Origin of the sequence: Proteiniphilum sp. UBA1028, assembly GCF_002316955.1 — a bacterium.
Taxonomy (GTDB): Bacteria; Bacteroidota; Bacteroidia; order Bacteroidales; family Dysgonomonadaceae; genus Proteiniphilum.
The window spans coordinates 4,199-7,262 of the sequence record NZ_DCEN01000034.1 but is presented as its reverse complement, the minus strand read 5'-3'; the positions used below and the strand labels follow the sequence as shown (position 1 = coordinate 7,262).

Annotated in this window: 2 protein-coding genes; one reads left to right on the top strand and one right to left on the bottom strand. The window is 55.6% G+C overall.

What is annotated here, in order from left to right:
- Positions 1-20: 20 nt before the first annotated feature.
- Positions 21-2,237: a GH92 family glycosyl hydrolase gene (locus tag B3Z75_RS04985; protein WP_294068431.1), complete on the top strand. Its 2,217-nt coding sequence runs from the start codon at positions 21-23 to the stop codon at positions 2,235-2,237.
- A 30-nt stretch (positions 2,238-2,267) separates the two neighbouring features.
- On the opposite strand, the gene B3Z75_RS04980 is transcribed toward B3Z75_RS04985, so the two are convergent.
- Positions 2,268-2,885, bottom strand: coding sequence for a DUF4625 domain-containing protein (locus B3Z75_RS04980; protein ID WP_294068276.1), 618 nt, complete (start codon positions 2,883-2,885; stop codon positions 2,268-2,270).
- Positions 2,886-3,064: the final 179 nt, after the last annotated feature.

Below are 3,064 nucleotides of genomic sequence, written 5' to 3'. Positions count from 1 at the left end.
AACCGGGACCAAGAACAAAGATTCGTATGAAAAAAACAACGATCCTGCTCTGTGCTATGATGCTGGCAATGGCATGCACAAAGAAGAGCAACAAAGAGGAGACAACAGGCGGGGAGGACCTCACCCAATACGTGAATCCTTTTATCGGTACTGCCTTCACGGGGCACACCTTCCCGGGAGCTACCTACCCGCTGGGGATGATGCAGCCGGGCCCCGAGACGGGCAACTTCTCCTGGGAATACTGCTCCGGATACTTTTACGACGATGAGCGAATCAACGGCTTCTCGCAGAACCGGCTCAACGGTACCGGGTGTGTGGACCTGGGCGACCTGCTCATGCAGCCCTTCTCGGGCGGGAAGCGGGACGACCTGAGCAGCCGCTTCGACAAAACCACCGAGAAGGCCTCCCCCGGCTACTACGCCGTGGAGCTGTCCGAGAACGACGTGAAGGTGGAGATCACCACTACTCCCCATGTCGCCTTTCACCGCTACACCTTTGCCAAAGACAAGGCCGCCAATGTGTTGGCCGATTTTCAAAGCGGGCTGGTGTGGCAGAAAGAACGGCTCCATACCCACGTGCTCGACAACGAGGTCACCTTCGAGAATGACCGCACCATCACCGGCTACACCCGTCGCCGTGAGTGGGTGGAACGTACCTACTACTTCGTGATCGAGTTCGACAAGCCGATCCTCGCTTCCGAGAAGCTCAACCCGCAGGACCCGCGCGAAAAGGCACCGCGCTACATCCTCACCTTCGATCCAGGTGAAGACTCCACCCTCCATATGAAGATCGCCATGTCCACAACCGGCATCGAAGGAGCCAAGGCAAACCTCGCTGCAGAGGCATCCGGCAAGGAGTTCGACCAGGCACACCGCGAAGCAAAAGCCGAATGGAACAGGTATCTCTCCCGGGTACAGATAGAAGGCACCAACGACCAGAAGACCAACTTTTACACCTCGCTCTACCACCTCTACATCCAGCCCAACAACATTGCGGACGTAGATGGCCGCTATGTCGGTCCCGCGCGCGAGATCACACAGTCCCCCACTGGAAAATATTACTCCACCCTGTCGCAATGGGATACCTTCCGTGCCGCCTTCCCCATGTATACCATCCTCAGCCCGGAGATCGTCTCCGACCTGGTCAACTCGATGGTCGACTACAGCGGACAGCAGGGACATCTACCCATCTGGGCGCTGATGGGGCAGGAGACCTTCACCATGATCGGCAACCACTCCATCCCGATGATCGTCGACGCAACCCTGAAAGGATTCACCGGCTTCGACGCAGAAAAGGCCTACGGCGAAATAAAAAAGTCGATCACCACCAGCAACCATCCCAAATCCGACTGGGATATTTACGACAAATACGGCTACTACCCCTACGATCTGATAAAGACAGAATCGGTCTCGCGTACGCTGGAGTGCGGCTTCGACGACTACTGCGCCGCCCTGATGGCCCAAAAACTCGGCAAAACGGACGACTATGCATTTTTCATGAAACGGGCCAACTACTATAAAAACCTGTTCGACAAAGAGAGCAACACCATGCGGCCCAAAGACGCCAACGGCAAGTGGCTCACCCCCTTCGATCCCTACGAGCTCGCCCACGCCGATTCACAAGTAGGCGGGCACTACACCGAAGGCAATGCCTTGCAATACACCTGGCATGTGTTACAGGATATTCCCGGCCTCATTGAACTGATGGGCGGCAAGGAAGAGGCAACGAAAGTGCTCGACTATCTCTTCCATACCAAGCAGGAATCTACCGGCAAGCTCTCCGACGTGACGGGACTCATCGGCCAGTACGCCCACGGTAACGAGCCGAGCCACCACGTGGCGTACCTCTACTCCTGGCTCAATCGCCCGAAGGAGACGCAACGGCTGGTACGGCAAATCACTTCCGACTTCTACCAGAACAAGCCCGACGGGCTCATTGGCAACGACGACTGTGGCCAGATGTCCGCCTGGTACCTTTTTTCTGCCATGGGCTTTTACCCGGTCAACCCTGTCAGCGGCGAGATGGTCTTCGGCGCACCGCAGCTTCCGAAGGTATCCATCCAGGTGGGCGAAGGCAAGACCTTCACCGTGGAGGCAAAGAACCTCTCCGCAGAAAACATGTATGTCGATAAAATTGAGTGGAACGGCCGACCCTTCGACCAGCAATTCATCTCCTATGCAGACATCATGCAGGGTGGTACCCTGGTATTTTACATGACCTCCGCATCGCAGTCGTAACAGGCTGCTGCCTGCCCGGGACGGAAAACTTCAATGCCGGTGTCCTGCGGGATCGTAGGAAAGGACGATCTCGCGGGAGACGAACGACTCCTGTCCTGCCCGGTCCGTGCAATAGACCGTGAAGTGGTAGTGCCCTTCCCGCAGCGGCAGCCCGTTTATGGTGGCAGGGATCACAATATGCCGGTGCGCTACGGCAGCCTGCTTCTTCCCGGCAATGGGTGTCTCTCCCAGGGCCACAAAGTCCCTCTCCAGCCATGTTCTTTCAAAGGTGACGCTGTCTGCCGCTGCCCGTGTCGCGGCACCCTGTGCTTGCACCTCTTTGTCCGTCGCAGCAGCCCGCATACCGTCTCCGGCGAGCCCCGTCCCCGATGATTCAGCATGGCTTTTTCTGGCCGTGCCGGCAATCCCCGCGTCGTGCGTATGCCCGTCGAATGCCCCGTGGATATTCACCTTGTACGATGCCAGTGCCTCGTTGTCCGTAAATTCCACCTCAAAATGGAGCGCACTTCCCGGCATCACCACTTCGTCCACTGCCGGCCCTGTCACCGTGACGACCGGCTTTTCGTTGTCCAGAGACACCTTTTCGCACGCAGCAAAGAGGAACACGCCCAAAAAAACGCCACATGCCGAAATCCATTTTTTTTCCATTTTTTTGAATTTTATTGATTGAGATTATTCATAAAACTTTCGCATATTTTGTAGAACGTAAAAAAGAGCAGACCTGTGAATAGTTACGATAAACCAAATGGGCAAAAACAAGTTTACTGGAATTATACCATGGCGGGCAAATATCTACGTCAGTAAACGAAGGCAAACATTGAAACATT